This window comes from uncultured Dialister sp. (assembly GCA_900314595.1).
Classification (GTDB): domain Bacteria; phylum Bacillota; class Negativicutes; order Veillonellales; family Dialisteraceae; genus Dialister.
In genome coordinates, this window is sequence record OMVW01000038.1 from 1 (window position 1) to 22,107 (window position 22,107).

A 22,107-nucleotide genomic window follows, 5' to 3' on the forward strand; every position below is an offset into this window, starting at 1 on the left:
TTCTATATCATGGGAGGTTTTTTGTTTAGTCTTTGGAAAATCACCGCTAAAGCTAATACTGAACCCCCGGACTATCCGGGGGTTTTCTTTACACAAAAATATTGGCCGCATCAGCGGCCAATCCTTCCCGCACCCCGCATCCCGCACCCCGAAATTTCGGATATGGCTGCAGGGCAGCATGTCCCGTACAGGGCTAATCCCGAAAACCGCAGCTGACTCACCCCAATGAGCACTTGCCTGGTCCCCATATAAATCTCCTTCCGCTTCCGAACCACGAACCACGATTCACGGAATCTCGAAAATGTCTAAATCGGGGCGTGCCGCGGTTTGCTGATTCACGAATACCGCAGCTGACTCACCCCATAAAGCGGACAAGTGACTGCAATTCCATCATTTTCTGCGTTACGTACTAACCATTTTCCTCATAAACGACTTGTATGATCGTACGCCCCTTCACCACTTCGTGGAGCTCCCCGGACGCGGGGAGCGCGCATTTTATGGATGGAGGCCATATCGCAAAGAACATTTCATCAGTCAGCCCTGCCCGTGCCGCCTGTGCACAGCCCCCATAAAAAAATATTGGCCGCATCAGCGGCCAATCCTTCCCGCACCCCGCATCCCGAATCCCGAAATCTCGCTAAAGACTCCATCGGGGCATGCCGAGGTGAGGCTAATCCCGAATACCGCAGCTGACTCAGGTCAAGGTATCTGCCAGAAGACTCCAATAAGCTACCACTCATCAAATTCCGGCACGAGGTATTCGGCCGGTTTTTCTCTGGAGGAGAAGGCAAAGGGGGAGAGGGTGGCCCCATAGGCGCCTGCATTTTCGAAGATGACTAGGTCTCCCGGTTCAAGATGAGGGAGGCGGATTTCTTCGGCTGCCACGTCGGAGGCGGTGCAGAGGCTCCCTGCGAGGGTCACTGTTTCCAGGTCTCTTTCTTCCTTTTTCAAGGTCCGCACAGGAAAGGCACGGTTCTTCGTGAAAAGGGGTTCGCTGCCAAAGGCATTTTCTCCTGCATATTTCGTGATGAGTTCTCCCATGGAAGGGCGCAGGAATCCGTTCAGCGTATCGGCCAGGATGAGGTAGGTCTTTCCGTGGGATATTTTCCGGTCCACCACTTTTGTCACATAGATGCCGGCAGGGCCTGTCACATAGCGGCCGGTCTCGATGAGGAGTCTCGTTTCCGGGAATTTTTCATGAAATAAGGAAATTTCTCCCGCCACTTTCTGTCCCAGGGAGCGGATATCGAGGGGATTTTCCTCTCCGTAGGGAATTCCGATGCCGCTTCCCAGGTTCAGGAAGGAGAATTTCCTCATATAGGGAGCCATTTTTCCCGCCATGTCCAGAAGGCGGTCGTAATAATGAAGAAGTTTTTCTTCTTCCAGCACCTGGCTTTTGAGATGCACGTGAAGACCCACCACCCGCAGGTTGGAGGGTACGTCGGATTTAAGGAAATGGAGTGCTTCCTTTTCATCGATGCCGAATTTTGACGGCAGTCCTTCATCGCCATCCATGGAAAAGTCCGGATTCACGCGAAGGCCTATTTCCAGAGGTTCTGCCCTGACCACCTGACTGATTTTTGTCACTTCGTTTAAACTGTCCGCGATGATGATTGAGCGCCGGAGGGCTTTCCGGATGGCTGCCGTCGTCTTCCCCGGAGTGGAGTAAAAAATATTTTCTCCCGAAATGCCCGCTTTGATGGCGAGCTCTACTTCCCGGATACTGGCCGCATCTATGCCGAAATCATGATTAGCCATAGTCCGCAGGACTCCTTCGAAGGGATTGCACTTCACGGAATAGAGAAATTCCACGCCCGGAAAGGCCGCTTTCAGCATCTCCGCCCTCACGCCCATGGCTTTTCCGTCGTAAATATAGAAACTGTCCTGCTCCTTTGCTTTCGAAAGGATGAATTCGGGTTTGATCATTGCTGTTTCCGCCCTTCTACTACCATAAGACTTACAATATTGAAAAATCGTCAGCCGTCAACGTCCCCGATTTCCGTCTAACTGCTAACGGCTATATTGAAATTTTCTCCAGAATTGCTTCGCACCCGCGGACAACATCCTCATAGGTCCTCTCGAAATTCCCCGTGTACCAGGGGTCTGCCACGTCCCTCTTCTCTCCCGCCCAGGAAAGGAGGAGGGACACTTTTTTCTCCGGATCCTGGCCGGTCAGCCATCCCAGGTCATAGAGATTTTCCTCGTCCATGGCAATGATATAGTCCGCTTTCTTATAATCATCTTTCGTAATCAGTTTCGCTGCATGTTTTGTGAAAGGAATGCCGTGTGCTTTGAGGGTCCGCTTTGCCGGCGGATAGATGTCGTGCCCTATTTCCTCGGTCGTAGCCGCCCGGGATTCGATGTGGAAATCTTTCTCCCTTCCCGCTCTGCGGACGATTTCTTTCATCACCATCTCCGCCATGGGAGAACGGCAGATATTTCCGTGGCAGACGAAGAGTATGGTAGTCATTTTTCCTCCTTGTGGATAGAGACAATGGGGTCCGTGATTCGTGGTGGTGGCGCCCTGAAATTGTTAAAAGCGCCTTTTTATATTTTAATTTTTATCAGCAGCCGCTTTCGAACCAGGAAGTCTGAAAGGTCAAAACTTTCAGGTTGAGTCAATGGAGGTAATAGAAGTCAGTTGTTAGTGGATTGTCCCTCTGGTGGGACACTAACTGCTGACGGCTGACTGCCCGTTAACGGGGAAATGGCGTAATCAGCTGCCGGTCCGTTTTCCTGTTTCTGCTTTCAGTCCGCAATCCGCAAAATTTTATTTTATATGCAGTTATATTCACCTGATGAGGCACTGATACCTATTACCTATTTACCATTTCCTTCACTATACATCGAAAATGAACCGGCTGGCAAGCTCCGCTTCCACTGGATTCTCCATTTTCACTCTTATATAATAAAGGAAAGAAAATGGTTTCCAAAGGAGGTACCTATGAAGAAAATCATCGCTATCAATGGCAGTTCTCGCAGAAATGGAAATACGGCGAAGATGCTCAAGGCTGCCCTGGCAGGAGCTGAAGCGTACGGGGCAGAGGGAGAATTCATCCAGCTTTACAGCCTCTTCTACAAAGGCTGCGCCAGCTGTTTCTACTGCAAACAAAAGAAAAAGATTCATGGAAATATATGCGCCACCAAGGATGACCTGACGCCGGTTCTTGAAAAAATCAAGGAAGCAGACGCCCTTATCCTGGGCACCCCCATCTATTTCATGAATTATTCCTCCTCCATGGTCGCCTTCCTGGAACGGTTCCTCTTCTCCAACTATCTCTACCGTTTCCCCGATTCCTCCATCTTTCCAAAGAAACTCCCCAGCGCCCTTTTCTATACCATGAATGCCACTGAAGAGCAGGCCGACCTCTTCCACCTCCCGGACAGGACAAAAGCTTATGAAGAATTCCTGGGAAATATCCTCGGCGTCCCGCCCAAAGTCCTCTCAGCCTATAATACACTGCAGTTCAGAGACTACAGCCGCTACGAAGCCTCCATTTTCTCCGAAGAAGACAAGAAAGCTTACGAGAAAGAACACTTCCAGGATACTCTCGATCAGGCAAGATTTATAGGGATCAAGCTCATTGGGGGTTGAATTTAGTTTTTAGCAGTTAGCCGTCAGCTATTAGATATCATCAGTAAAAAAGGTCCGCTTCGAATAGGGAAGCGGACCTTTTTATTGCTGTTTGCAAGGAGAAACGAAGATAAACAAAGGCAGGGGAATTCTCATTCTTATCGTTTTCCGCCGCTCCTGCCAGGAAATATTTCGACAGGTTCGTCCTCCCAGCCGCGCCGGAGCCCTCCTCTCGAGGAGGGCCACCTGTTTGCCGATCAAGTCATCCGGCACAAGTACCTTTTGGCAATGAGTCCCATCTGTGCCGGGCAGAATTTGCAGCTAATGGAAGTACCCTTTTTACCCCGGAAGCCTCTATCGTCGCCCGGTCAGGCTCCCGAGGGCAGCGGAGCTCCGGCGCAGCCGGTGAGGGGAGAGCTGCAGGGATGAGAAAAAATTTCCATGACATAGATGAGGGCCGAAGGCAATATCAAAAATGGCGGGCTTCATGCATTTGATGCCCGCCACCTTCCCGCGCCCCGCATCCCGCACCCCGCTCCCCGTCTTTTTCCAATATAAAATGGGCGCCCCTATATTTCAAAAGGCGCCCACCTTCACTTATCACTTACCACTTATTACTAAACATTCCCATCAAAACGCCGGAATCAGTCCGTCGGAGAAGTTGTCGTTGATATATTTCTTCACGGATTCGCTCTGGAAAATCTTCACGAATTTCTGGTAGGTCGGGTTGTCCTTATCCTTTTCTCTGGCTGCAATGATGTTTGCATAAGGGGAGGTGCTGTCTTCGGTGGCGAGAGCAGACTTATGGTCCAGTTTGGCGGACTTCGCGTAACCTGCATTGATGACGGAGCATGCCACGTCATCCAGGGATCTCGGCAGCTGGGCAGCTTCGAGTTCTACGATTTCGATGTGCTTCGGGTTCGCTTCGATATCGCCTACCACGGCTTTCACCGGATTGGTGCCTTTTTTCAGTTTGATGATTCCCTTCTGTTCCAGAAGGACCAGAGCACGTCCGCCGTTGGAAGGATCGTTCGGAATGGAAATCTTGTCGCCCTCTTTGATTTCATCCAGGGATTTGATCTTGTTGGAATAAACGCGGAGCGGTGCCAGGTAAGTATTTCCGATGGAAACGAGCTTGGAGCCGTTCTTTTCATTGAAAGCTTCCAGGAACGGACCGTGCTGGAAGGAGTTCAGGTCGATATCGCCAGATGCCAGGGCCTGGTCCGGGGTGACGTAATCGGCAAAGGATTTCAGGTTGACTTTGAGTCCCTGTTTTTCCGCTTCTTTCGCTACGAATTCCATGACCTGTTCAGAGTAACCCGGGGTGACGCCTACGGTGATTTCCTTCTTTTCAGCCGGTGCTTTGGCTTCTTTCTTGTCTCCGCCGCAGCCGGAAATGGCGCCCACTACGGCAAGGGCTGCCAGAGACAGTGCTAAAGTCTTCTTTAAATTCATCATATTTCCTCCTTTGAAATATCCGAAACCCTCTATTCCGTTTCAGATACAAAAAATCCTCCGCCCAAAGGGACGAAGGATTCGTGTTACCACCCAATTTCACTTCCCGGTCGCCCGGAAAGCCTTATGAGGTACGGGCCAAAGCCGATACCCTGACTCTGTAACGGGAGTTCCCGTGCCGCTTCACTGTTCAGCGGAAAGGCTCAGAGGCCATGTTCCATAAACTTTCCGTACTCCTTCCCACCCGCCGGAGCTCTCTTTGCCGAAGCCTTTATGTACTCTTCTCTTCACTGCCTGTATGTAGTTAGAAATAATATACCATCGGCTTCCGTAATTGTCAAGACAGGCCGGGGTGTATATGAACAATCGTGATTCGTGGTTCGTTGTCCAATATTCCCTGATACCGGCCGAGGTGGTGACCGATAGTATCCTGACGATTTCCTTCATAAGTAACCTGCCTGTTTCGTGCAGAAAATATTAAATTCGCGTGGCTTCATGAATTGCAGCGCAACACCCCGTTTCCCGGGTCCCGGACAATGTGAGGCTATTAAAAACGACTGGTCTTTTAAAAGCTGCGAAAAATATGGTCCAAAATAAAAAAGGCCGCCCTATGAATTTGGCGGCCACCTTCCCTTTCCCCCTTCCCCTCGTTTTCTAACAAAAAAGCCACTACTCCCGGGGTATACTGCTCCGAGGGGTAGTGGCTTTCCTCATACTGGTATTTTCTTTTTTGTTTTCACGGGCCCGTGAATTTTTAAGCTCAGTCCGTCGCCCTTTCCGCTTTCTCTGAGAATGGCTGCCGTAGCGGAAGCTTATGGGTGATTTCCCTTGCTCTGCCTATATAGTGCAGAAAAGGAAATTTATTTTATTAGATTTTCGTTAAATTTTTGGAATGCATATTTATTTTCAAAATTCGCAGCAGGAACTGGCAGTGCAGGGGTGCCATGGAAGTTACCGGCTGCCGGAGGGCCCATGATTACGTAACGCATGAATATTTTGAGTCAATTTCGACTGGCAGGGATCGTGCAGTTCCCCCTCACCCGCTTCGCGGGAGCTCTCCGATCGAGGGGAGCCTTTCCCATTCGCATGTCCTGCTTTAGTAACACTTGATAACCACCAATATGAGCTTTCCACGCGCCTGTGCAAAATCCCCATAAAAAATTTGTGCCGCGAGAGCGGCACACCTTCCCGATATCCCCGAAATCATTCCCGATTATTCCCGAGATTCCCGATTCAAAAGTTCATCGACCAGATAGTTTTCTTTCCACCATAAGCCCGACATCCATACTCATGCCGCATCAGCGGCACACCTTCCCGCAATCCGATATTTCCAGTCCGAAATCCGTTTTCCCCCGCCTGCCACCTCCCCGCAATCCGCAATCCGCAATCCGCAATCCGCTATCCGATTGATCGCTTCTGACTCAAAACCTCTATCTGCCAGTTGACTATATCTTCTCTCTTCTCTCGCTCATGACGAAGTACTGGTCCCGCACGGCAATCTTCCATAGACCTCCGGTTTTGACGAGCTGATCTTCATAGCGAAGGTAATGGTCGTAGAAATAGTCCTTCCCGTTCATGGAAATCAGGAGGACTGTGCGGCAGTAATGGGTATCCGTAGCGGTATTTCCATGAATTTCAATGACCTGCTGGCCGTTCATATGATGGGAAGCTTTGACGGAGGATGCAAAGCCGGAAAATTTCCGGACCATTTCTTCTCTTCCCTTCATTTCCATGGTCACTTCTCCGCCTGCGTGGATGCGGATGAGGCAGTCTTCGGTAAAAAATCTGCTCTGCCCTTCGATATCGCATTCCAGGCAGGAAAAACGGTCCATCAATTCCCGGATGGCCTCTTTTTCCTCCAGCATTTCAAGGGACATGGAATTCCTCCTTTCGAGGCAATACCGGTAATACCTTTTGATTCCATCAGATTGCACGGCAGTAAGTAAAAAGTTATCAGTTATCATTTCTTAGTGATCAGTGAAGGATGGCCCACAAAAATCCGATAGCGGGCTATTTTATATAGATGACTGTTATTCTCTAATAAAAAGACCGGTTGTATGATTTTAAGGAAAAAGTTTTTCTCCCGTCTGGGCGCATTCCCCATACAAACCAGGCGGCCATCAGGCCGCCACCTTCCCGATATCCCCGAAACTATTCCCGATCATTCCCGAGATTCCCGATTCAAAAGTTCATCGACCAGATAGTTTGCTTTCCACCATAAGCCCGACATCCATACTCATGCCGCATCAGCGGCACACCTTCCCGCAATCCGATATTTCCAGTCCGAAATCCGTTTTCCCCCGCCTGCTTCTGACTCAAACCGCAGGATTCAAAATATGTCTCGAATCAGCAAATCCTCGGCAGTCCTTCGCCTCTCAGAGGCATGATTTTCCTTCTTCCCCCATAGGGTGTGAGGAGGGCGACGCCTTTTCCTTCTGTCACCTGTCCTGCAAGTACTGCGTTTTCTCCATAGCGGCAGGAGCGGATGATTTCGAGGGCATTTTCTGCGGATTCCGCAGGCAGGGCGATCATCATTTTCCCTTCGTTGCCCATGGTCAGGGGATCGAGGCCGAGGATGCCTGTCAAAGCCCTGACTCCTTCGGAGACCGGAAGTTTTTCTTCTTCCAGTTCGATTTCCACGCCCGATGTTTCTGCCAGTTCATTGGTTACGGTAGCCAGACCTCCCCTTGTGATATCCCGGATGGTATGGATGGGCAGTTTTTGTGCCATCAGGGCGGAGACGATTCCATTCAGCGGCGCACAGTCGCTCTGAAGGTTTGTTTTCATTTTGAGCCGCTGTGTAAGGATGGTCGCATGATGGTCACCGAGAGTGCCTGTGAGGAGGATCCGATCTCCCGGCTGCAGGGCGGAGGCGGAAATGCGGCAGCCCGCCGGCCTTTCACCGATTCCGGCCGTATTGATGTAAAGTCCGCCTTTTCCTTCGATGACTTTCGTATCTCCAGCAACGATTTGAACGCCTGCTTCTGCGGCCGTTTCTGCCATGGAGGAAACGACTTTTTCGAGAGTTTCCATTTCAAGACCTGTTTCCAGGATGAAGGAAGCGGTGAGATAGAGAGGCTCTGCGCCCATGGAGGCCAGGTCGTTCACCGTCCCGCAGATGGAAAGGCGGCCGATATTTCCTCCCGGGAAAAAGAGGGGCTCCACCACGAAGGAGTCCGAGGTGAAGACAGGATTTCCTTTCAGAGGAGGAAGGACTGCCCCGTCTTCCATTTTGTCCAGTATGGGATTTTTGAAATATTTCTCAAAAAGGCTTCCGATGAGGCGGCCGGTTTCTTCGCCGCCTGCCCCATGGCGCAGTTCGATTTTCATAGGTCCTCCTCACAGGAGATGGTAAAAGAGGATTATATCCTCATAAGTTCCGTCGTGTTTCAGAAATCCGCCGGGGACTGTCCCCAGGCGGGTAAAGCCCAGCCGGTCATAGAGGTGAAGGGCATGGATATTATCTGCCACTACCGCATTGAACTGGAGAATCCGAAATCCCAGTTTCTTCCCTTCGGAAAGGGAGTGGAGTACCAGTTTTTCTCCGATATGCTGCCCGCGGATGGAGCTTTTCACCGCATAGCTGGTATTGGCGATATGCCCGCAGCGGCCCACATTGTTGGGATGAAGGATGTAAAGGCCCAGAATGTCTCCTTTTTCATCCGCCGCCACCCCTGTATAACTCATGGATTTGAAGAACCGGTCGGCTTCTCCTTTTTCCAGCGGTTCCATCTGAGGGAAAGAGTCTGTTTTTTCCACCACTTCATTCCAGATGGTGCGGCACACTTCTTCATCGCAAGTCCTGTATTTCCTGATTTCCATATTAACCTCCCCGGTATGTAATGCAGCAGGCCCCTTCGGAGGAAACCATGCAGGCTCCCACGGGATGGTCCGGGGTGCATGCTTTTCCGAAGCAGGGGCATTTTTCAGGGGTAATCATGCCCGTCAAAACCTGCGCGCAGCAGCAGCCTTTCGGCATTTTGTCCGCCGTAAGGCCATAGCTTCCTGCGTCCAGTTCTTTATATTTTTCGGAAATATAGAGGCCCGAGCCTTTTATATTTCCCAGACCTCTCCAGACCGCATCTCCTTCTGTAAATACGTCAGCCATGAGGTCTTTGGCCATGGTATTTCCTTCAGGAGTCACCACCATGGGGTATTCATTCCAGAGGCCCCCCTGCTTTCTGGAAGTTTCCAGGGTAAGGCGGGAAAGGGCGCGCAGAAGGAGGGGCGCGGTAAATCCGCCGATGACCATGGGTTCTCCGGAAACAGCTGCCAGTTTACGGAAAGGTTCGCTTCCTGTAATCACTGCCACGTGTCCCGGGCAGAGGAAGCCGTCCACCCGTCCGCTTTCGGCAAGGATTCTCATAGCTTCGGGCATCGTTTTCAGTGCGGTGAGGAAGCGGATATTTCTGATTTTTTCATCGAACGTTTTTTTAATGAGACTTGCCCAGACGGGAGCCGTCGTTTCAAAGCCTACGGCTGCCAGGACATAGGTAGTTTCAGGATTTGCGGCTGCGATTTCAAATATTTCCTCCGGATTGTAGAAGAAATCCACCTCACCTCCGCGGTCTCTCGCCCCCGACAGGGACATTTCACTTCCGGGCACTGCCAGAAGGTCCCCGAAGGCCATAACTTTATATCCCGGCTTTAAGGCATAGGAAACGAGTTTGTCGATATAGGCAGTGGGCGTCACACAGACGGGACAGCCCGGGCCGGAGAGAAGGGTGATTTTTTTCGAAAGGAGCTGCCGGATCCCCGTCCGGTACAGAGAGGACGTATGGGTGCCGCAGACTTCCATCAGTTTCATAGGCGGCCCGTCGTAAGAGGAAAGATAGCGGGCCAGTTCTTTTTCTTTCATTTGCTTTCCTCTTCTATTTCTTTGAAAAGATTGATCCAGTCGATGGCTTCATCTTTCTTTACAATCTGGATGGCCATTCCTGCATGGACAAGGACGTAATCTCCGATTTTCGCCCGTACCATAGCCAGATTCACCGGCACTTCGGTGCCTGAAAAATCGACCATTCCATGAGTGCCATTGATGGACATGACCCGTCCCGGGTAAGCTACGCACATAATGCCTCCTATTTCATAAGTCCCGCCCGGGCCTGGCCGAGAGCAATCCCTCCGTCGCCGCAGGGGACTTTTTCATTGCCATAGACATGGAATCCTTCCTTCTCCAGGGAATCTTTCGCAAGGGCCCAGAGGAGACTGTTGTGGAAACAGCCGCCGGAAAGGACGATGTCTTTTATATTGAAATATTTCGCACTCTCTGTAATCATCCGGCTGATGGCCAGATGGAAGCCGAGAGCTTTTTCTCTTATTGTACCATCTTTGAAAAGAATGTCGGAAATAAGCTGCTTTCTTCCCCAGATGAGCTGTCCTTCTTTTACTTCTTTTGTGAAATAAAGGTCTATGCCCCTGCCGCCTTCCTCTTTTGCCTCTGTCGCTGCCTTTTCGAGGGCCATGGCACATTCTCCTTTGAACCGGTTTTCGCTGCAGATGCCAAGAAGGGCGGAAACAGAATCAAAGAGACGACCCATGGCGGAGTCTTCGATGACATTGACATTGGCCCCTAAGGCTGCTTTCACTAAGGGATAGCGGGGGTCGGTGAGTAAGGGATTGGGGATTGAGGATTGGGGATTGGGGACGCCTGGACCTGCTTCTTCATTCTCCCTTGTACCGGTAGAACAACCCCTCAGTCCGCTCCGCGGCCAACTCCCCGGCAACGGCATGGCTCTCACTGCTTTTTGCGCGTCGCTTCGCTCCTTCAAAAAGCGTTCGAGCACAAACCTTGGGGAGCCTTGAACGATAGCGATTTTTTCGGTGGAGTCACTCGTTTCAGGATTCGATACGCTTGAAGCGATTTCCTCATTTTCCCGCGTACCGGTAGAACAACCCCTCAGTCGCCCCTGGCGACAGCTCCCCAAGCTTGGGGAGCCTTGGGCGATAGTGATTTTTCCGGTGGAGTCACTCGTTTCAAGATTCGATACGCTTGAAGCGATTTCCTCATTTCCACGCGTACCGGTAGAACAACCCCTCAGTCGCCCCTGGCGACAGCTCCCCAAACCTGGGGAGCCTTGAACGATAGCGATTTTTCCGGTGGAGTCACATTCGTCTGAATTCCCTTCTATCCCTGCGAAATATAAATCGCAGAGAGCGGTTTTCCAGGCTTGTTTCATGGAGATGTCTCCGGAGAGGAGGGGAAGGCTTTCGAGGTGGCCTGCCCGTTTCATGGATTTCCCTTCGCAGAGAAGGATTTCTCCGCCCCAGATGGTCCCGTCCGTCCCATAACCGGTCCCGTCGAAGATGAAAGCCAGCACCGGGCCTTTCAAATGATGTTCGGCCATGACGGAAAGGGCATGAGCGTGGTGATGCTGGATTCTGATGAGAGGGATGGACCTTTTTTGTGATATTTTTTCTGCCAGATTTTCAGAAATATAGCCGGGGTGAAGGTCGCAGAGAATTTTCTCCGGAGTGATGCCCAGCATGTGCTCCCAGTCTTTTTCCATGGTAAGGAAGGCTTCTTCCGATCCTTCTTCTGTCAGTTCGCAGGGCATTTCACCCGGATAGACGTAACCGCCGCCGGTGAGGCAGAGGGAGGGCTCCATATCCGCTCCCAGGGCAAGGATATTTCCCCGGGGCCCGCTGCGGATGACCGGTTCAGGGAGAAAGCCTCTCGTCCTTCGGATGAAATCCACGTGATTTCCCACTGCTTTCAATACAGAATCGTCCGCAGGGCGGAGGATTTCCCGGTTGTTGGTGAAAAGGGCCGGAATATCGTGGGACTTAAAAAAATTTTCCGCTTCTTTATCTTTATAGAGGATGGGACTTCCGCTGATATTGCAGGAAGTGACGATGAGGGGAGCCCCCACTCCCTCGGTGAGAAGGATGTAAAAAGCGGAAGGCGGGAGAAACAGGCCCAGACGGGGCACGTTTTCCGCCACCCCTTCGAAATGCACTTTCGGGGTGCAGAGGACGATGGGTTTGGCAGGAGATGCGAGAAGTTTCTTCTCCTGATCTGATAGAACTGCCAGTTCTTCCGCTTTTTCCAGGTCAGAAACCATGAGGGCAAAGGGCTTTCCTTCCCTGTGCTTCAAGGTGCGAAGTTTTCTCACGCTCTCCGGAAGGTCTCCGCGGGTCACCAGGTTGAATCCGCCAATGGATTTCACCATGATGATGGCCCCTTTTTGTACCATTTCGATGGCTTTCGTCATGGCTTCTTCTGTATAAAGGGTCCTTTCCCCTTTGATGATGCCTGTAAGAGCCGGTCCGCAGTCTTCGCAGCAGATGGTTTCGCCGTGACACCTGCGGTCTTTCAAATCGGTATATTCTTTTTCACAGTCTTTGCAGAGCGGAAATTCATCCATCGTCGTAAAAGGTCGGTCATAGGGAAGTTTTTTTATAATCGTATAGCGGGGCCCGCAGGCGGTGCAGGAAAGGAAGGGATAGTGGAAATGTCGGTCTTTTTTGTCGTGCAGCTCTTTTGCACAGTCCGGGCAGATGCCGATATCCGCCGGAAAGAGAGGCTCCTCCGGCTCTCCGCTGCTTTCGATGGATTGAAAATCAGGGAAATACTCCAAAGGGAGCGTTTCTATTTCCATTTTTTCCACTTCTATGGGATAGGGCGCTTCTTTCAGCGCTTTTTCCAGTAATGAAAATTGCTTCTCTTCCCCGGAGGCCCGTATTTCCACAATACCTCCCAGATTCTTCACCCATCCCGTGAGGCCGGACTTTCGGGCAGCGCGCACCACAAAAGGACGGAACCCCACCCCCTGGACACGCCCGGTGGCGATGAGACGGACCGTTTTCATAGTGCACCTCCTTTGAACAAGTATCCGTTCACAATCATTGGAATGTATTCCTCTGCCGGGGAAGCTATTTCCATTCCCGGCAGAAATAACTTAAAAAAGGGCGATTCATTGGTACGCCCGCATTGCATCCTTAGAAATAAAGATTAAAAAATACATACACATTTCATCGAAAATTTTTCGCTGAATTTACACATATTATAGCATTAATTCCGACTGCTTTACACATTTTGTGATTTCAGGTCCAAAAGCCACGGAGGGAGGATGTCCAAATGAGAAAAATCTCCCCGACCCAGATGAGGCCCAAAGGGAAAATCTAAAAACTTGCGCCCGAAGGGCGCCACCTTCCCGACAATCCCGATCATCCCCGGGATTCCCGACCATCCCCGAAACAACAGCTTTCCATCCTGAAGTCTCCATATAAAAAATGGGCGCCTTTATGATTTTAGGGCGCCCTGTACTTACCACTTACTACTTATCACTAACTGCTATCTACTAACCATTACTCACTCATGATGATGATGCTCATCATCATATTCTCCCGGATGGGTCAGACCATCGGCTGCCGCTTTTTCGATCCATTCGGCCGCTTCTTTATAGCCTTCCCCGGTTTTGCCGGAAACTTTGAAGACCGGCGCTTTTTTATTGAGGTGGCGCAGGCCTTTCATGAAGAAATCTTCATCAAAGTCCAGGTACGGAGCGAGGTCGATCTTGTTCAGGAGGATGATATCTGCCTTTTCGAAGGCAAGCGGATATTTGTAAGGCTTGTCACTTCCGTCAGCCACGGAAACGATGAGGAGTTTTATATTTTCCCCGATCACCATTTCTGCCGGGCATACGAGATTTCCCACATTTTCAATGAAAAGGATGCCGGGCTCTGAAAAGTCCATGGCATGAATAGCATTGTGTACGAGAGGAGCGTCCAGATGGCAGGCTCCGAATGTATTGATCTGGGCCGCTGAGACGTGCTGTTTCCGAAGCCTTTCGGTATCGATATCGGACTCGATATCTCCTTCAATGACGTAAATTTTCGATTTTATATATTTCATGAGCTGTTCCATGGACGTGGTCTTGCCTGTTCCCGGGGCGCCCATGACGTTGATGGTATAGACTTTGCGTTCCATCATGTATTCCCGTACGTGCTGGGCAATGTGATTGTTGTGGGCGTAAATATCTTCCATTACGCCTGCTTTCACCATATGCATTAGTCAACCTCCAGGTCTACCGATTCTATATAAAATTCCTTGCCCACTTCCGTGGGGGAGCCGTCTCCCCCGCAGAAGGGACAGGAAAAGGAAAAACGTTTTCGTTCAAAGAGTTTTCCGCATGCGTCGCATTTCATCATGGGCTTTACATCTTTGATGATGAGCCTTGCCCCTTCGCAGAGGGTGCCCTCGGAAATCACATCGAAATACATCTGGATCGATTCTCCGATGAATCCGGAGTCTTCCCCCACCACCAGATGGATGGCGCGGACTTTCCCGCCTTTTTCACGAGCCGTCTTCTCCGCAATCCGCACGATTTCAAGGGTCACCGGATACTCATGCATGAGGTCTCCTCGCCGGTTTCTGAAGGGTGAGGACGAGGTCCTTCGGTTCCCCTTCTCCGAATTCTTCTTCCATGGAAAGGGCTTTCACCGGGCAGTTATCCACGCAGATGCCGCAGGTCACACATTTTTCCCGGTCAATGGTCCAGGTCTTATTTTTCCGGTCGATGGAAATAGCATGCATGGGGCAGCCATGTTCACATTTGCCGCAGAGGACGCATTTTTCAATCACGTTTTTTACATGGTATGGATTGGTGGCGAGTTCTTTCTCTTCTTCGGAAATAGCAGGAGCCGGTTTCACTTCTTCTTTTGGCGCGGGAGCCGGAGCCGGTTTGGGTGCGGGCCGTGCGGGACGGTTCAGCTTTTTCCCCTGAAGCGTCAGGACGAGGTCCTTCGGTTCATTTTCCCCAAATTCCTCTTCCATGGAAAGGGCCTTCACAGGGCAGTTGTCCACACAGATACCGCAGGTGCAGCATTTATCCCTGTCGATGGTCCAGGTGCGATTCTTTCTGTCAATCGTAATGGCATGCATGGGGCAGCCATGTTCACATTTGCCGCAGAGGATGCACTTTTCAATGACGTTCTTTACATGGTATGGGTTGGTAGCCAGTTCTTTATCTTCCTCCACGACAGCCGGTTTGACTTCTTCTGCTTTCGGTGCAGGAACTTCCGGTTCCACTTTCGGCGCTTCTGCTTTGGCTGCGGTTGCTGCCGCAGCAGCCACAGCGGCAGCAGCTGCTTTCACTGCCGGTTTTGCTGCCGGGCGGGATGGTCTTACCGGCCGCTGGGGTTTCGGTATTTCAAAGGAGGCGGGGCTGACTTTCTTTTCATCCGCTCCGTATGCATCTTCCATAGTGAGGCACTGTGCCGGGCAGCCGTCTACGCACATGCCGCAGGTCACGCATTTTTCTCTATCAATGGTCCAGGTGCGGGTCTTTCTGTCGATGGTAATGGCTTCTACCGGGCAGTTATGAGCGCACTTGCCGCAGAGGAGGCATTTTTCCGCAGCAATCTTCACGTGCATATCGTTGAGGTCCGGATTTTCCTCCTCTGCCGGCGCTGCCGGAGCTTCCGGTGCCGGAGCTGCAACGACTGCAGGTGCTGCTTCAGGAGCCGGAGGCCGGTGCTGTGGTCTTTCGGTGAGGACCACCCCTTTGAAGGTGGGTTTTACTTCTTTTATTTCCCCTTCTTCATAAGTTTCTGCCATAGTGAGGCAGGAAGCGGGGCAGTTATCCACACATACGCCGCAGGTCACGCACTTTTCGCGGTCGATGGTCCAGGTCTTGTTTTCTGCATCCACCGTAATAGCCCCGACAGGACAATTGTCGGCGCAGGTGCCGCAGAAGAGGCAGGATGTGGCATCAATCCGCACATGCTGGTCATTGAGGGCTACAGCCGGCTTTTCCGGCTTATAGGCAGGAATGGGAGCCGGCGCTCTGGGGACGGAAGGTTTGCGGCGAACCGGTTTCGGCGCATGCATGAGGATGTCCGTCCTGTTTCCAAGGTAGCAGCCGAGGGACAGGCACTTTCTCGGACAGTTGTCGATACAGGTACCGCAGTTGATGCAGGCTTCCAGGTTGATACGCCAGGTGCGGTTTCTCCGGTCCACGGTAATGGCTCCGGACGGACAGTTCCGTTCGCACTGGCCGCAGAAAATACATTTCAGGATATTGTTGACGATATGGCTCCTGTCGTCCATAGCCGCTTCTGCCATATTGACCGCTTCCACTGTCCGCCTGCCTTTGGCAGCCGTACCCGTTTCTTTCACCTGAAGGATGATTTCCGATTTCTTCAGGTCCGGCTCCGTGGCATGGGGATCCATATGGAGGCATTTCTTCGGGCAGTTTTCCACGCAGGCCGCACACTGGACGCAGGAGAAAGGATTAATCTTCCAGGTCCCGTTTTTTCGGTCAATCTGAATAGCCCCTGCAGGGCAGGACTTTTCGCACATGCCGCAGAGGATGCATTTGGATGCATCATTGATGACCCGTCCGCGGTCCTGGGGCTTGAATTCTTTCGGTTTAATGGGATAGCTGGTGGTCACCGGCGGTTTGAACAGGTTGGAAAGGGCCTGTTTCATATAAATGAGAAAACTCATGGCGCCCCTCCTTATCGTTCACAGCAGCTGATACAGGGATCGATGGTCAGAATGAGGTTCGGCACATCGGCCAGGTCGCAGCCTTCCAGCATCTTCACGAGTGCCGGTATATTCACATTCGTCGGCGTACGGAGGCGGAAACGTTCCAGATTCTTCGTCCCGTTTCCTTTCACATAGTAGAAAGCTTCGCCTCTGGGCTGTTCCACCCGGGTGAAATATTCGCCCACCGGCGGATTTCCTTTCACCGGCGCTTCAATCGCTCCGTCCGGCAGATTTTCAAGTACTGCCTGAATGATATCGATGGACTGGGTGAGTTCTCCCAGACGAACGCGTACCCGGGCGAGGCAGTCGCCGGCCGTATCGGTAACCGGGCGGAAATGAAGTTCTTTGTAAGCTCCTTCATCATCGGCCATACGATAATCGAGCGGTACGCCGCTGGCTCTTGCCATCGGTCCTACGCAGCCCAGGTCGATGGCATCATCCATGGAAAGCACCCCTACCCCTTCCAGGCGGTACTGCACGGTATTGTCATACATGAAAGTCATGGCCAGTACACGGATTTCCTTGCGGAGGATTTTTAATTTTTCAAGAATCATTTTCCTCTGTTCGTCGGAAATATCCCGACGGACCCCGCCCACTTTACAGACGGAGAAAATGACACGGCCTCCCGTGGTTTCTTCGAAAATATCCAGCACGATTTCCCGGACTCTCCAGGCATTCATGAATAGACTTTCAAAGCCCAGGGCATCGGCTGCCAGGCCAAACCACAGAAGATGGCTGTGCATGCGGGAAAGTTCATGCCAGAACGTGCGCAGGTAGCTCGCGCGTTTCGGTATTTCGATATCCATGAGTCCTTCCACGGCTTTCGTGTATCCCCAGCCGTGACCGAAGGAGCAGATGCCGCAGACGCGTTCTGCCACATAGACGAACTGCTTGAAATCTCTTTTTTCCACCAGTTTTTCAAGTCCTCTGTGGATATAGCCGATGGAAGGCACTGCCCGGACCACTGTTTCATCTTTGAGTTCCAGATCCAGATGGATTGGTTCCGGGAGGACCGGATGCTGGGGTCCGAAGGGGACTGTCGTTATTTCTGCCATCAGTTACCCTCCTTTTTATGAACAGACGCATCGATGCCAAGGCCGTTCCTCAGATTGACCTTGATCGCTTTTTTCGCATGAACGGCGCCGGACAGATCGTGCCAGGGCGTCTTCTGGGCCAGGTGGTAGAAATGACCGCCATAGTCCACTTCCGGCGCGATGAAGCGCACATCCAGGCCGAAAAGGTCATGGATTTCATTTTCCCAGACAAAGGCATACCAGTAAAGGCTGGTGATGCTCATGATGGAACCTGTGAGGGGCACGATCACCCGCAGGTTGTAGAGGAAATAATTTTTATCAAAGCTGTAGGTCAGTTCGTAACCCTCGTCCACTCTCGTACAGAGGATCTGCACGAGGCGGCAGCCTTCACGCTTGAAACGGGCCGTCTGCTCGAGCAGCTCTTCCGGCCGTTTCACCATTACCTGCTGTTTCATGCTTTCTCCTCCCTCTTTTCAAATGGTCTCGGTTCTTCCTTCGGCGGTTCATAGAGCTCGCCGGTTTCCTTCATCTTTTTATGTTTTTCTTCCAGCACTGCGAGGCCTTTCACCACCCCTGCAATGATGGATTCCGGGCGGGCCGCACAGCCCGGCACGTACACATCCACAGGAATGGCCTTGTCCATACCTCCCAGCATGTTGTAGCATTCCCGGAAAACCCCGCCGGTGCAGGCGCAGGTTCCGACTGCCACCACCACCTTCGGTTCAGGGATCTGTTCATAAATCTGGCGGACTACCGGAAGATTCTGTGCGTTTACCCCTCCGGTAACGAGGAAAATATCCGCATGCTTCGGGTCCCCCGTATTCACTATGCCAAACCGCTCCACGTCGAAAAGCGGAGTCAGGCAGGCCAGCACTTCGATATCACAGCCGTTGCAGGAAGAGCCGTCATAATGAATGAGCCAGGGCGATTTCTTTTCAAATGCCATATTTGCCCCTCCTTATTTGAAATACATAAGAAATGCTACGTTAATGAATCCCATGAGGAAAGAGAAGAGCCAGGTGGAGGCCAGCATCCGTTCCCACTTGATTCGGCCGCAGCTGTTATCCACGAGGATATCCAGGAAGAATGTGAGGAAACATACAAAAAGGCCGATGATGGTGGTCCACCAGTCAGCGCTCACGAAGAAGAGGAGCACCAGGCCCAGGAGGAATACATCCTCATACCATTCCGCCAGTTCCACCATGCCCAGGGTCCGGCCGGAAAGTTCCGTCTTCACCCCGCCGATCAGTTCCTGATGGGCTTCATGGGACATGGAAATATCGAAAGGAGACTTCCTGAATTTAATGAGAAGGATAAAGCAGAGGCCCAGGAAAATGCCGGGCATGCGGATGAAATTCATGGTTTCCGACTTCATAATATCCCCGATATTGAAAGAACCGCAGGACAGGTAGAAACCGAGAGCCACCATGAGGAGCATCGGTTCATAAGCCATGGTCTGCACCAGTTCCCTTTCCGCGCCCACCTGGGCATAGGGAGAAGCCGATGCATAAGCCGCAATGATGAGGCAGACACTGGCCATCGTTAAAGTGAAGACCACGAGAAGGATATCGCCCCGGGCGAAGAAGAAAGTGCCCGAGAGAAGGACGAAAATCAGGAAACCAAGCACATAGAAGCCTTCCGCCTTATTGATGGCAATGGGCTGCTTGGACCAGAGTTTGAAGAAATCATAGAAAGGCTGGAAAAGAGGAGGCCCCACGCGCCGCTGCATGCGGGCGGAAATCTTACGGTCAAGCCCGTGGATGAGTCCCCCCAGGACAGGTCCCAGGACGAGGAAGAGAAGTGCGCCCAGACCGCTTGCGATGTAATCGGAGAAATCAGACATGGAACACACCTCCTGTCGCTAAAGAAAGCTCCATCAGGAGGCAGGCCACACAGGCCGTGTACCCCCAGAGCTGCATTTTCCTTTCATTAAACCAGGTCTCCATGTACCAGTTGCGGAGAGTCACCGGCACCACCCGGCCCGCTGCCCCGCGGTAAGCGATATCCTCGCCCATATTTTCACCGGCCAGATTCGTAATGACCAGCTTCTTGTGTTTCCTCCCCTTGCCGAAACGAAGAGGCAGGAGAATGAGCAGGAAGACCATGACAGACATGATCCACAGATTGCTCTGGGCAATCACGTCATCTACACTTCTGTACAGATGAGACAGATACGGGATGACCATGTACTGGGAAATCAGCGGGAAGAGCACGCATACGACGAGCGTCAGCCCTGCGATCGTCCGGAGAGCCTGCCACTGCACGCCGAGGATTCCCTTTTCACGATTTTCATCGGTAGGAATATAAGTCGTAATCTTTCCGAGCCACTTGGTCCAGTAGAAAAGAGTAGTCGCCGAACCATAGACGAGAGCCAGAAGAAGCAGCGGCTGCCCTGCATCCACGAAAGCCTTCATAGCGGCCCATTTGGAAATAAGCATTCCAAAGGGTGCGAGGAACATACCGCAGATACCGATCACCATGCAGAGAGAAAGCCTTGGCATGGAATTGAAAATCCCGTCGAAACTTTCCAGATTCCTGCTGCCCAGCTGCTGTTCCGCCGTGCCCACAGTGAGGAAAAGAAGAGACTTTGCCACTGCGTGGAAGATGACGATCATGATAGCCGTCCAGGCCGCTTCATAAGAACCGGTACCTGCGCAGCAGACGATAAGGCCCAGATTGGAAATAGTGGAGTACGCCAGCACCTTTTTCCCGTCAGACTGGGAAATAGCGGCGCAGGATGCAAAGAAGAAGGTAATCCCGCCTACCAGCATAGCCATGACCCCGGGATGATTATTTCCAAGAATCGGGCAAAGCTTGATAATGAGGAAAACCCCTGCCTTAACCATGGTAGACGAATGGAGAAGCGCCGAAGTCGGAGTAGGAGCCACCATAGCCCCCAGAAGCCATCCGGAGAAAGGCATCATCGCAGACTTTGTGAAACCGCAGAAAACGAGAAGAGCCACAATCGGTTCCACCGGCATAGCCTGCATACCCATGCTGATCAGCTGGGAAAGCTCCAGCGTATAATATTTCGAACCAAGCCAGGTAATAGCCACCGCAAAGGCCAGGCCGCCCAAGAGGTTCATCCACAGAGCCTTGAAAGAATTGTGGATCGCCTCATTCGTCTGTGTATAGCCGATGAGGAGGAACGAACAGAGAGAAGTGATTTCCCAGAACGTATACATGTAGAGCAGATTGTTCGACATGACCAGGCCAAACATGGCTGCCAGGAAAAGGAAGACCACGAAGAAGAAGAAAGGCCTCCGGTCCTCCACATCCGTATGCTTCCTGTGGAAAACCGCCATGTACCCCAGAGAATACACCGCAATCAGTCCGCCGATAATCCCTGCGATGAGGATCATAATGATCGCCAGATTATCGATGTTGAAATCCCACACAGAACGGGCATAACTCCCCGCATGGAATTCAAAAGCCACAATCAGCACAAACTGCACGATTCCCAGAAGCGCCACCAGGTACCGCTTGAACTTCGTACAATAATAGAGCACCGTCAGGGCCGCGAGACCGTCCACAGCCGTCATAGTGAGACGCAGGGCCTCCGAATCCACGCCCACCTTCGTCGGATGGCCGAAAAACAGGAAACCCGTCGCCACAGCCAGAACCATCATGAGAAGAGCCGAAGCCTTCACGATATGATTGCGGAGCGACGACGAACGAACCCCAAGCATCACGATGGCCGTCACAAGTGGCACCGCAAATAGCAGAACCGGTATAACCATAACATTCTCCCCTTCCTTTTATACACGCCTTCAATTCCACAGGAAGTCCTTTAAGCATATACTTATTATTGATTTATATGTACACGCTACAACAGGGTATAGTACTTTATTATTATACTTTATCGCAAAGCGGCTATAACTGCAAGAGATGAAAATATATTTTTTTGTAATAATTGTGAGGAGCGGTTAGTTTTTTAGTTTTTTGTGCTTAGTGATAAGTGGAGGTGTGCCGCTGATGCGGCACAAATATATATGGGGACTGTGCACAGGCGAGGTTAAAAAGCCCATTCAAGTCGAAAATGACTCAAACAGTAAAAGCAGCTCTACAGCCAGCAGCCGCGTATGGGAAAGGCTCTCCCCCCGGGAGAGCTCCGGCGAAGCCGGTGAGAGGGCAGGGAAAGTAAATCTTCAGGACGGATCCCCCAGACACCCACTCCTACCCTATCAGTCTGACGCAGCCAGCTTCCCCGAAGGGGAAGCCTGACCGCCAGCGTATAGAGCCACAACCGGTGAGGACGAACTGCACTTTCGACTGTGAATTTTCCCGGCACTAACGTCCCGCGTCCCCCTGCGGGGGAAGCTCCCGCGAAGCGGGTGAAGGGGGCTGACTTTCAAAGCTATGACAAATGACACAAATCCATCATGCGTAACGCAGGAATGGAACCTCCGGCAGGCGGTAACTTCCATGGTTCCCCTGCACTATTCCTTCAAGGCACACGTGAGAAAAAAGTGGAACTTGACAATCGGTCACCACCTTTCCTGGTATGGAAAGGTGGCTGCGGAGCAGCCGGAAAGGTTGTTCAATCGTAC

The 22,107-nt window shown here is 51.7% G+C and carries 19 protein-coding genes and 1 other annotated feature; of the genes, 2 read left to right on the forward strand and 17 right to left on the reverse strand.

Annotated elements, in window-relative coordinates; genetic code table 11:
- The coding region (locus QZN42_RS08355; RefSeq protein WP_296956469.1) for a hypothetical protein at positions 1-216 on the forward strand (216 nt) is incomplete at its 5' end.
- 513 nt (positions 217-729) lie between these two features.
- On the opposite strand, the gene QZN42_RS08360 is transcribed toward QZN42_RS08355, so the two are convergent.
- Both QZN42_RS08360 and QZN42_RS08365 read right to left on the reverse strand, forming a co-directional pair.
- Positions 730-1,926, reverse strand: coding sequence for a hypothetical protein (locus QZN42_RS08360; RefSeq protein ID WP_296956472.1), 1,197 nt, complete (start codon positions 1,924-1,926; stop codon positions 730-732).
- A 91-nt stretch (positions 1,927-2,017) separates the two neighbouring features.
- A complete protein-coding gene (locus QZN42_RS08365) occupies positions 2,018-2,470 on the reverse strand; it encodes a low molecular weight protein-tyrosine-phosphatase (protein ID WP_296956474.1) in 453 nt (150 codons plus the stop codon).
- A gap of 474 nt (positions 2,471-2,944) precedes the next feature.
- On the opposite strand from QZN42_RS08365, the gene QZN42_RS08370 reads away from it, so the two are divergent.
- Complete coding sequence (locus QZN42_RS08370; protein ID WP_296956477.1) at positions 2,945-3,595, forward strand: flavodoxin family protein; 651 nt, start codon at positions 2,945-2,947, stop codon at positions 3,593-3,595.
- Positions 3,596-4,204: 609 nt separating this feature from the next.
- On the opposite strand, the gene QZN42_RS08375 is transcribed toward QZN42_RS08370, so the two are convergent.
- The 15 genes from QZN42_RS08375 to QZN42_RS08445 all read right to left on the reverse strand — a co-directional run bounded on the left by QZN42_RS08375 (position 4,205) and on the right by QZN42_RS08445 (position 21,297).
- A complete protein-coding gene (locus tag QZN42_RS08375; RefSeq protein ID WP_363916531.1) occupies positions 4,205-5,032 on the reverse strand; it encodes a MetQ/NlpA family ABC transporter substrate-binding protein in 828 nt (275 codons plus the stop codon).
- 62 nt (positions 5,033-5,094) lie between these two features.
- Positions 5,095-5,329, reverse strand: a binding site (T-box leader).
- 1,145 nt (positions 5,330-6,474) lie between these two features.
- Complete coding sequence (locus QZN42_RS08380; RefSeq protein WP_296956479.1) at positions 6,475-6,906, reverse strand: nuclear transport factor 2 family protein; 432 nt, start codon at positions 6,904-6,906, stop codon at positions 6,475-6,477.
- A gap of 469 nt (positions 6,907-7,375) precedes the next feature.
- Positions 7,376-8,359, reverse strand: a complete 984-nt coding sequence (gene hypE, locus QZN42_RS08385; RefSeq protein WP_296956481.1) for a hydrogenase expression/formation protein HypE — start codon at positions 8,357-8,359, stop codon at positions 7,376-7,378.
- A 9-nt stretch (positions 8,360-8,368) separates the two neighbouring features.
- Positions 8,369-8,851, reverse strand: coding sequence for a GNAT family N-acetyltransferase (locus tag QZN42_RS08390; RefSeq protein ID WP_296956484.1), 483 nt, complete (start codon positions 8,849-8,851; stop codon positions 8,369-8,371).
- 1 nt (position 8,852) lies between these two features.
- Positions 8,853-9,887, reverse strand: coding sequence for a hydrogenase formation protein HypD (gene hypD, locus QZN42_RS08395; RefSeq protein ID WP_296956486.1), 1,035 nt, complete (start codon positions 9,885-9,887; stop codon positions 8,853-8,855).
- Positions 9,884-10,102 carry a HypC/HybG/HupF family hydrogenase formation chaperone gene (locus tag QZN42_RS08400; protein ID WP_296956489.1) on the reverse strand — a complete coding sequence of 73 codons (219 nt, stop codon included), beginning with the start codon at positions 10,100-10,102 and terminating at the stop codon, positions 9,884-9,886. Before QZN42_RS08400 ends, hypD begins: the two co-directional genes overlap by 4 nt.
- 8 nt (positions 10,103-10,110) lie before the next feature.
- A complete protein-coding gene (gene hypF / locus QZN42_RS08405; RefSeq protein ID WP_296956490.1) occupies positions 10,111-12,840 on the reverse strand; it encodes a carbamoyltransferase HypF in 2,730 nt (909 codons plus the stop codon).
- Positions 12,841-13,343: 503 nt separating this feature from the next.
- Positions 13,344-14,042, reverse strand: a complete 699-nt coding sequence (gene hypB / locus QZN42_RS08410) for a hydrogenase nickel incorporation protein HypB (protein ID WP_296956493.1) — start codon at positions 14,040-14,042, stop codon at positions 13,344-13,346.
- Positions 14,042-14,386, reverse strand: a complete 345-nt coding sequence (locus tag QZN42_RS08415; protein ID WP_296956495.1) for a hydrogenase maturation nickel metallochaperone HypA — start codon at positions 14,384-14,386, stop codon at positions 14,042-14,044. The genes hypB and QZN42_RS08415 overlap by 1 nt, the downstream gene beginning before the upstream one ends.
- Positions 14,379-16,481: a 4Fe-4S binding protein gene (locus tag QZN42_RS08420; protein WP_296956497.1), complete on the reverse strand. Its 2,103-nt coding sequence runs from the start codon at positions 16,479-16,481 to the stop codon at positions 14,379-14,381. The genes QZN42_RS08415 and QZN42_RS08420 overlap by 8 nt, the downstream gene beginning before the upstream one ends.
- 11 nt (positions 16,482-16,492) lie before the next feature.
- Entirely contained in the window at positions 16,493-17,578 is a 1,086-nt protein-coding gene (locus tag QZN42_RS08425; protein ID WP_296956499.1) for a nickel-dependent hydrogenase large subunit, read from the reverse strand.
- The gene (locus QZN42_RS08430) at positions 17,578-18,012 is read right to left on the reverse strand and encodes an NADH-quinone oxidoreductase subunit C (RefSeq protein ID WP_296956502.1); all 435 of its coding nucleotides are present in this window, start codon (positions 18,010-18,012) and stop codon (positions 17,578-17,580) included. Before QZN42_RS08430 ends, QZN42_RS08425 begins: the two co-directional genes overlap by 1 nt.
- A complete protein-coding gene (gene nuoB, locus QZN42_RS08435) occupies positions 18,009-18,503 on the reverse strand; it encodes an NADH-quinone oxidoreductase subunit B family protein (protein WP_296956505.1) in 495 nt (164 codons plus the stop codon). The genes QZN42_RS08430 and nuoB overlap by 4 nt, the downstream gene beginning before the upstream one ends.
- Positions 18,504-18,515: 12 nt before the next feature.
- Positions 18,516-19,400 carry an NADH-quinone oxidoreductase subunit H gene (locus tag QZN42_RS08440; RefSeq protein WP_296956507.1) on the reverse strand — a complete coding sequence of 295 codons (885 nt, stop codon included), beginning with the start codon at positions 19,398-19,400 and terminating at the stop codon, positions 18,516-18,518.
- Positions 19,393-21,297 (reverse strand): NADH-quinone oxidoreductase subunit L, encoded by a 1,905-nt coding sequence (locus QZN42_RS08445; RefSeq protein WP_296956510.1) that lies wholly within the window; start codon positions 21,295-21,297, stop codon positions 19,393-19,395. Before QZN42_RS08445 ends, QZN42_RS08440 begins: the two co-directional genes overlap by 8 nt.
- Between the last annotated feature and the right edge of the window lie 810 nt (positions 21,298-22,107).

Excerpts from the sequence above, each read along its gene's own strand:
- QZN42_RS08415 (WP_296956495.1), bottom strand. The coding sequence starts at position 14,386 with ATGCATGAGTATCCGGTGACCCTTGAAATCGTGCGGATTGCGGAGAAG.
- QZN42_RS08380 (WP_296956479.1), bottom strand. The coding sequence starts at position 6,906 with ATGTCCCTTGAAATGCTGGAGGAAAAAGAGGCCATCCGGGAATTGATG.
- QZN42_RS08365 (WP_296956474.1), bottom strand. The coding sequence starts at position 2,470 with ATGACTACCATACTCTTCGTCTGCCACGGAAATATCTGCCGTTCTCCC.
- hypE (WP_296956481.1), bottom strand. The coding sequence starts at position 8,359 with ATGAAAATCGAACTGCGCCATGGGGCAGGCGGCGAAGAAACCGGCCGC.
- QZN42_RS08370 (WP_296956477.1), top strand. The coding sequence starts at position 2,945 with ATGAAGAAAATCATCGCTATCAATGGCAGTTCTCGCAGAAATGGAAAT.
- QZN42_RS08390 (WP_296956484.1), bottom strand. The coding sequence starts at position 8,851 with ATGGAAATCAGGAAATACAGGACTTGCGATGAAGAAGTGTGCCGCACC.
- hypB (WP_296956493.1), bottom strand. The coding sequence starts at position 14,042 with ATGCATATGGTGAAAGCAGGCGTAATGGAAGATATTTACGCCCACAAC.
- QZN42_RS08420 (WP_296956497.1), bottom strand. The coding sequence starts at position 16,481 with ATGAGTTTTCTCATTTATATGAAACAGGCCCTTTCCAACCTGTTCAAA.
- QZN42_RS08400 (WP_296956489.1), bottom strand. The coding sequence starts at position 10,102 with ATGTGCGTAGCTTACCCGGGACGGGTCATGTCCATCAATGGCACTCAT.
- hypF (WP_296956490.1), bottom strand. The coding sequence starts at position 12,840 with ATGAAAACGGTCCGTCTCATCGCCACCGGGCGTGTCCAGGGGGTGGGG.
- QZN42_RS08375 (WP_363916531.1), bottom strand. The coding sequence starts at position 5,032 with ATGATGAATTTAAAGAAGACTTTAGCACTGTCTCTGGCAGCCCTTGCC.
- QZN42_RS08445 (WP_296956510.1), bottom strand. The coding sequence starts at position 21,297 with ATGGTTATACCGGTTCTGCTATTTGCGGTGCCACTTGTGACGGCCATC.
- hypD (WP_296956486.1), bottom strand. The coding sequence starts at position 9,887 with ATGAAAGAAAAAGAACTGGCCCGCTATCTTTCCTCTTACGACGGGCCG.
- QZN42_RS08440 (WP_296956507.1), bottom strand. The coding sequence starts at position 19,400 with ATGTCTGATTTCTCCGATTACATCGCAAGCGGTCTGGGCGCACTTCTC.
- nuoB (WP_296956505.1), bottom strand. The coding sequence starts at position 18,503 with ATGGCATTTGAAAAGAAATCGCCCTGGCTCATTCATTATGACGGCTCT.
- QZN42_RS08360 (WP_296956472.1), bottom strand. The coding sequence starts at position 1,926 with ATGATCAAACCCGAATTCATCCTTTCGAAAGCAAAGGAGCAGGACAGT.
- QZN42_RS08425 (WP_296956499.1), bottom strand. The coding sequence starts at position 17,578 with ATGGCAGAAATAACGACAGTCCCCTTCGGACCCCAGCATCCGGTCCTC.
- QZN42_RS08430 (WP_296956502.1), bottom strand. The coding sequence starts at position 18,012 with ATGAAACAGCAGGTAATGGTGAAACGGCCGGAAGAGCTGCTCGAGCAG.